Consider the following 6,995-nt stretch of genomic DNA (forward strand, 5'->3'; position numbering starts at 1 on the left):
TCGGCGCCGGCCTCGCGGGCGTGACGCTCGCCCGGCGGCTCGGTGAGCTCGGCACGCCCGCGCTGCTGGTCGGTGACGAGGGGCACCGCCCGTACAACCGGGTGCTGCTCGCCGAGGTGCTGGCCGGGCGGTACGGGCCCGAGGTGATCGCGCTGCCGGAGCCCGCCGGGCTGATCCGCGCCCGGGTCACCGGCATCGACCGGGCCGGGCGGACCGTCCGGTGCGCCGACGGTTCCGTGATCGCCTACGACAGGCTGGTCCTGGCCACCGGTTCCCACGCCGTGCTGCCGCCCCTGCGCGGCCTGTTCACCCCGGACCGCGCGCTGCCCGGGGGCGTGCACGCCTTCCGGACCATGGACGACTGCCTGGGACTGTCCGGGGCGGTCCGGCCGGGCGTCCGGGCGGTCGTGATCGGCGGCGGGCTGCTCGGGGTCTCCGCGGCGCGGGCGCTGGCCGTGCGCGGCGCGCAGGTCGTCCTCGCCCAGCAGTCCGAGCGGCTCATGGAACGCCAGCTCGACCCGGCCGCCTCCCGGCTCGTCCGGCGGCACCTGGAGGGGCTGGGCGTCGAGGTGCACACCGAGTGCCGGGTGCGGGACGTGCGCTCGGCCGGCGGCGCGGTGCGGTCGGTGGAGCTGGCCGACGGGTACGCCCTCGGCGCCGGCCTGGTCGTCCTCGCGTGCGGGGTCCGCCCGCGCGCCGGCCTCGCCCGGGCGGCCGGCCTGGAGGTCCGCGAGGGCGTGGTCGTCGACGACGGGCTGCGCACCTCGGACCCGTACGTCCACGCGATCGGCGACTGCGCCCAGCACGCGGGGCGGGTCTACGGGCTGGCCGCGCCCGCCCTCGAACAGGCCGACGCCCTGGCCGGGCTGCTGGCGGGGGAGGCGGGCGCCCGCTACACCGGCACCCGGTCCCTGACCCGGCTCACCCTCGCCGGGCCCGGCGGCCCCTTCGGTCCCGCCCCCTTCGACCTCGCCGCGTTCGGTGAGACCGACCCCCGCCCCGGTGACGACGTCGTGCAGCTCGCCGACGCCACCCGGGGCACCTACCGCAAGGTCGTCGTCCGCGGCGACCGGCTGGTCGGCGGGGTCCTGGTCGGCGAACTCGGCACCGTCGGCGCGCTCGCGCGCGCCTGGGAGGGAGCAGAGCCGCTCCCCTCCGACGGCGGCCCCCCGCTCCACCTGCTCACCCACGACGGAGGCTCCTGATGTCCACCGCACCGCAGGCCACTCCCACGATCGTGCTCGTCGGCCACGGCATGGTCGGCCAGCACTTCCTCGAGGCGCTCGCCGAGCGCGGCCTGACCGCCACGCACCGCGTGGTGGTGCTGTGCGAGGAGCCGCGCCCGGCGTACGACCGCGTGCAGCTCACCTCGTACTTCTCGGGGAGGTCCCCCGAGGACCTGTCCGTGACGGACCCGCGGTTCATCGAGGAGCACGGCATCGAGCTGCGCGTCGGCGACCCGGCCGAGAGCGTCGACCGCGAGGCCCGCGCGGTGACCGCCCGCTCCGGGCTGGTCGTCGGCTACGACGTCCTGGTCCTGGCGACCGGATCCTCCCCCTTCGTCCCGCCGGTCCCCGGCAGGGACGCCGAGGGCTGCTTCGTCTACCGCACCGTCGAGGACCTGCTCGCCATCGAGGAGTACGCGAAGAAGGCGACGACCGGCGCGGTGGTCGGCGGCGGGCTCCTCGGCCTGGAGGCGGCGGGCGCGCTCGACGGGCTCGGACTCACCTCGCACATCGTGGAGTTCGCGCCCCGCCTGATGCCCGTGCAGGTCGACGAGGGCGGCGGCGCGGCGCTGCTGCGCACCATCGAGGACAGGGGCCTGACCGTCCACACGGGTGTGGGCACGCAGGAGATCGTGACCGGCGCGGACGGTTCGGTTACCGGCATGAGGCTGTCCGACGGTTCCGAACTCGCCACGGACCTGGTGGTGTTCAGCGCCGGCGTCCGTCCCCGCGACCAGCTGGCCCGGGACTGCGGTCTGACCGTCGGCGAGCGCGGCGGCATCGCCGTGGACGAGCAGTGCCGCACGGTCGCCGACCCGCGCGTCTTCGCGATCGGCGAGTGCGCGCTGGCCGCCGACGGCCGGGTGTACGGCCTGGTCGCCCCCGGCTACGAGCAGGCGCAGACCGCCGCCGCGGTGATCGCCGCCGACGCGGCGGAGGGGGCCGGCGGGGCGGGCCTGCCGGCGTTCACCGGCGCCGACCTGTCCACCAAACTGAAGCTGCTCGGTGTCGACGTGGCGTCCTTCGGCGACGCGCACGGCACCACCGACGGCTGCCTGGACGTCGTCTACTCCGACTCCCGCGCCGGCCTCTACAAGAAGCTGGTCGTCGGCGGCGACGGCATCCTGCTCGGCGGCATCCTGGTCGGCGACGCGGAGGCGTACGGCACCCTGCGGGCCTTCACCGGCTCGGTCCCGCCGGTGCCGCCGGAGTCCCTCGTCCTGCCCGCCGGGGCCGGGGCCCCGGCGCAGCTGGGCCCGTCCGCGCTGCCGGACGGGGCCGTCGTCTGCTCCTGCCACAACGTCACCAAGGGCGCCGTCCGCGGCGCGGTCGCCGAGCACGGCTGCACCACCGTGCCCGAGGTGAAGAAGTGCACCAAGGCCGGTACGGGCTGCGGAAGTTGCGTGAAGGTGCTCGACCGGCTGGTCACCGCGGAGCTGGAGGCGAGCGGCGTCGAGGTCGACAGGGGCCTGTGCGGCTGCTTCGCGCAGAGCCGCGGGGAGCTGTACGAGATCGTCCGCGCCCTGCGCGTCACCTCCCACCGGGACCTGCTGGACCGGCACGGCCGCGAGGACGCCCGGGGCGGCGACGGCTGCGAGGTCTGCAAGCCGACGGTCGGCTCGATCATCGCCTCCCTCGCCCCGGTGATCGGCGCGAGCGGCCACGTCCTGGACGGGGAGCAGGCCGCCCTCCAGGACACCAACGACCACTTCCTCGCCAACCTCCAGAGGAACGGTTCGTACTCGGTCGTCCCCCGCGTCCCCGGCGGTGAGATCGCCCCGGAGAAACTGATCGTCCTCGGTGAGATCGCCCGCGACTTCGGCCTCTACACGAAGATCACCGGCGGTCAGCGCATCGACATGTTCGGCGCTCGGGTCGAACAGCTCCCGGTGATCTGGGCGCGTCTGGTCGACGCCGGCTTCGAGTCCGGGCACGCGTACGGCAAGTCGCTGCGCACGGTGAAGTCCTGCGTGGGGCGGACCTGGTGCCGTTACGGCGTCCAGGACTCGGTGCGCATGGCGATCGACCTGGAGCTGCGCTACCGGGGCCTGCGTTCCCCGCACAAGCTGAAGTCGGCGGTCTCCGGCTGCGCCCGCGAGTGCGCCGAGGCCCGGTCGAAGGATTTCGGCGTGATCGCCACCTCCCACGGCTGGAACCTCTACGTCGGCGGCAACGGGGGCGCCACCCCGCGCCACGCCGACCTGCTCGCGCAGGACCTCTCGGACGCCGAACTGGTCCGTCTCGTCGACCGGTTCCTGATGTTCTACATCCGCACCGCCGACCGGCTGGAGCGCACCTCCACCTGGCTGGAGCGGATCCCCGGCGGCCTGGACCACGTACGGGACGTCGTCGTGCACGACTCGCTCGGCATCTGCGACGAGCTGGAGGCGCAGATGCGGGCCCATGTGTCCCACTACCGCGACGAGTGGGCCGAGACCCTGGACGACCCCGAGAAGCTGGCCCGGTTCGTGTCCTTCGTGAACGCGCCCGGCACCCCCGACCCGGTCGTCGGCTTCGTGCCCGAACGCGACCAGATGAAGCCCGACCTGCCCCTGCTGAGCATCGGCATGCGACCCGCGCAGCCCGAGGAAGCCGCCCTGGAAAGGAACGCCCGGCGATGACCCTGGCACTCGAGACCACCGACACCGGCCTGAAGGTCCGCATCCGGCTGGCCGACGGCACCTGGTTCGCCGTCTGCGACCTGAGCGCCCTGCTCCCCGGCCGCGGCGTGGCGGCCCTGCTGCCCGACGGCCGCCAGGCCGCCGTCTTCACCGACCGCACCGGCGGGCTGTACGCGGTCGACAACCGCGATCCCTTCACCGGCGCGGCGGTCCTCTCCCGCGGCCTGACCGGCACCCGCGCGGGCCGCCCGTTCGTCGCCTCCCCGCTGCTCAAGCAGCGCTTCGACCTGGAGACGGGCCGGTGCCTGGACGACGACGCGGTCCGCCTGAGGACGTACCAGGTCGAGGCGGCGTGAGCACGCGGGGCACGACGGCAGGACGACGCGACGGCCGGACGGCCGGCCACCCGAACGGCTGAACTCCTGTCGCGTCCCCGCCGGATGCGTGTGTTTCCGTTCGGCGGGCGGGTTCCCGGGGTTTCCCCGACACTGGGAACTCCGCCCGCTCGTCTCGCGCACTCCCCACCCGCCACGGAGGCACGAACCATGACCCGGAAGCACCCCGAGCACTCCGAGCACTCCGAGCACTCCGAACTCCCCGCGCGTCCCCGGCCGTCCCGCCGCGCCGTCCTCGGGGGTGCGGCGGTCACCGCGTTCGCCGCCCTCGCCGGGGCCGCCGGCACCGGCACCGCGCGGGCGGGCGGCCACCGCGCCGGCTGGCCGGCCGAGTTCCCGCTGCCCGACGGCTGGCTGCCCGAGGGCATCACCATCGGCGCCCGGCCGTACGCGTACCTGGGCTCGCGCGCGAACGGCGCGATCTACCGCGCCGACCTGCGCACCGGGCAGGGCCGGGTGTTCCACGAGGGTGCCCCGGGCCTCGCGTCCATCGGCCTGAAGCTGGACGACCGCGACGGCCTGCTGTACGTCGCGGGCGGTGGCGGCGGCACCGCGCGCCTGGTCGACGCCCGCACCGGGGCCCTGCGCGCCACGCACCGCCTCACGGCGGACACGGGGCACTTCGTCAACGACGTGGCCCTGCTCGACGACCGCGCCTGGTTCACCGATTCGTACGACGCGGTGCTGTACGGCGTCCCGCGCGGACGACGCGGCGCCGTCCGGGCGCTGCGGCTGAGCGGCGACTGGGAGCAACTGCCCGGCGTCATCAACGCCAACGGCATCGTGAGCACGCCCGACGGCCGCGACGTCATCGTGGTCAAGAGCACTCCGGGCGAGCTGTACCGGGTCGACCTGCGCACCGGACGCGCCACCCGCGTCGCCCTGTCCGGCGCGGCCGACGTGGTCAACGGGGACGGCCTGGTGCGCGTCGGCCGCACGCTGTACGTGGTCCAGAACCGGCGGAACGTGGTCACCGTGTTCCACCTCGACGCCGGTGCGACGACCGCGACCCTGCGCCGTTCGATCACCGATCCGCGCTTCGACGTCCCCGCCACCGCGGCCCGGTACCGCGACCGCCTGTACCTGGTCAACGCCCGCTACACCAGCCCGCAGACGCCGGAGACGGCGTTCACGGCGGTGGGGGTACCGCTGTAGGCGGCCTCCGCCGGGGTGCCCGGCCCGGGACGGTCACCGTCCGGTACGCCCCCGTCCATGATGTGTCCATGCTGATCCCCTAGGTTCCGTGACCGCACGCACCCGTCACCGGCCCCGGTGACGGGACGGTTCACGGCACCCCTGGGAGCGGCAGTGGAACGTCGTACCTTCCTTCGCGCGAGCGCCATGGGCGGCGCCGGCGCGGTCCTCGGCGGCGCGCTCTGGCACAGCGCCGCGTACGCGGCGCCCGCCCGGCCCGGTGCGGGCCCGTACGGGGCGCTCGGCGCGGCGGACGCCCACGGGATCAGGTTGCCGGCCGGGTTCACCAGCAGGGTGATCGCCCGTTCCGGCCGGCAGGTCCCGGGCACCTCGTACACCTGGCACCACGCCCCCGACGGCGGCGCCTGCTACGCGGACGGCAGCGGCTGGATCTACGTCTCCAACTCCGAGGTCGATCCCTCCGGCGGCGCGAGCGCGGTCCGCTTCTCGGCGACCGGTGCCATCACGGGCGCGTACCGCGTCCTGTCCGGCACCCGGCAGAACTGCGCGGGCGGGAAGACCCCGTGGAACACCTGGCTGTCCTGCGAGGAGGTGGACCGCGGCTACGTCTACGAGACCGACCCGTGGGGGGTGAAGGCGGCGGTCCGCCGGGACGCGATGGGCCGCTTCAAGCACGAGGCGGCCGCCGCCGACCCGGTCCGCGAGGTCGTCTACCTGACCGAGGACGTCTCGGACGGCTGCTTCTACCGCTTCCGGCCGACGACCTGGGGCGACCTGTCCTCCGGCACGCTGGAGGTCCTGGTGGCGGGCGGCGGCACGAGCGGCCCGGTGAGCTGGGCGCGGGTCCCGGACCCGTCGGGGGCCACCGCGACCCGCAACCAGGTCTCCGGCGCCAAGCGCTTCAACGGCGGCGAGGGCTGCCACTACGCGAACGACACCTGCTGGTTCACCACCAAGGGCGACAACCGCGTCTGGCAGTACGACGCCGCCGCCCGGACCATCGAACTCGCCTACGACGACTCCCTGGTGACGGGTGGTACGGCTCCCCTGACCGGCGTCGACAACGTCACCGGCTCCTCCTCGGGCGACCTGTTCGTGGCCGAGGACGGCGGCAACCTGGAGATCTGCGTCATCACCCCCGACGACGTCGTGGCCCCCTTCCTCCGGGTGGAGGGCCAGTCCGGCTCGGAGATCACCGGCCCGGCCTTCTCCCCGGACGGCACCCGCCTGTACTTCTCCAGCCAGCGCGGCACGAGCGGCAGTTCGTCGGGCGGCATCACGTACGAGGTGAAGGGCCCGTTCCGCACGTGACGGCTCCCCGGCCTCCGCTCGTGCGCGGAGTGTGGAGAACACACCGGCGCGGGCGGAGAGCCGCGGAGAGCTACCGTCCGGTCACGTCACGTTCGCATCACGGGTCCGCCAAACCTCCGCACCCTCCCCCGGCCCCTCCCCTACCGTCGGCACCTCACACCCGGCAGACCCTCCCGGACGGGGGCACGCTGCCGGAAATCCGCACATAGCTGGGGGATCCCCTGTGAACCTGTCCTGCAAGTCCGCCGCCGTGACCGTCGCCGCGCTCGCCCTGGCCACGCTGCCCG

General features: G+C 74.6%; 5 protein-coding genes. All 5 read left to right on the forward strand.

The window, feature by feature from the left end:
* Window positions 1–1,205, forward strand: a 1,205-nt coding sequence (locus AOK18_RS06740; protein WP_107100335.1) for an NAD(P)/FAD-dependent oxidoreductase, incomplete at its 5' end; no start/stop codon positions are given.
* Entirely contained in the window at window positions 1,205–3,847 is a 2,643-nt protein-coding gene (nirB, locus tag AOK18_RS06745) for a nitrite reductase large subunit NirB (protein WP_055693709.1), read from the forward strand. The genes AOK18_RS06740 and nirB, both read left to right, overlap by 1 nt.
* Window positions 3,844–4,203 (forward strand): nitrite reductase small subunit NirD, encoded by a 360-nt coding sequence (gene nirD, locus AOK18_RS06750; RefSeq protein WP_055693710.1) that lies wholly within the window; start codon window positions 3,844–3,846, stop codon window positions 4,201–4,203. Before nirB ends, nirD begins: the two co-directional genes overlap by 4 nt.
* Before the next feature lie 189 nt (window positions 4,204–4,392).
* On the forward strand, window positions 4,393–5,397 hold the full coding sequence (locus AOK18_RS06755) for an SMP-30/gluconolactonase/LRE family protein (RefSeq protein ID WP_055693711.1): 1,005 nt from the start codon (window positions 4,393–4,395) through the stop codon (window positions 5,395–5,397).
* Between the two features lie 153 nt (window positions 5,398–5,550).
* On the forward strand, window positions 5,551–6,708 hold the full coding sequence (locus AOK18_RS06760) for an alkaline phosphatase PhoX (protein WP_055693712.1): 1,158 nt from the start codon (window positions 5,551–5,553) through the stop codon (window positions 6,706–6,708).
* Window positions 6,709–6,995 lie beyond the last annotated feature (287 nt).

The organism is Streptomyces prasinopilosus (genome assembly GCF_001419695.1).
Taxonomy (GTDB): Bacteria; Actinomycetota; Actinomycetes; order Streptomycetales; family Streptomycetaceae; genus Streptomyces; species Streptomyces prasinopilosus.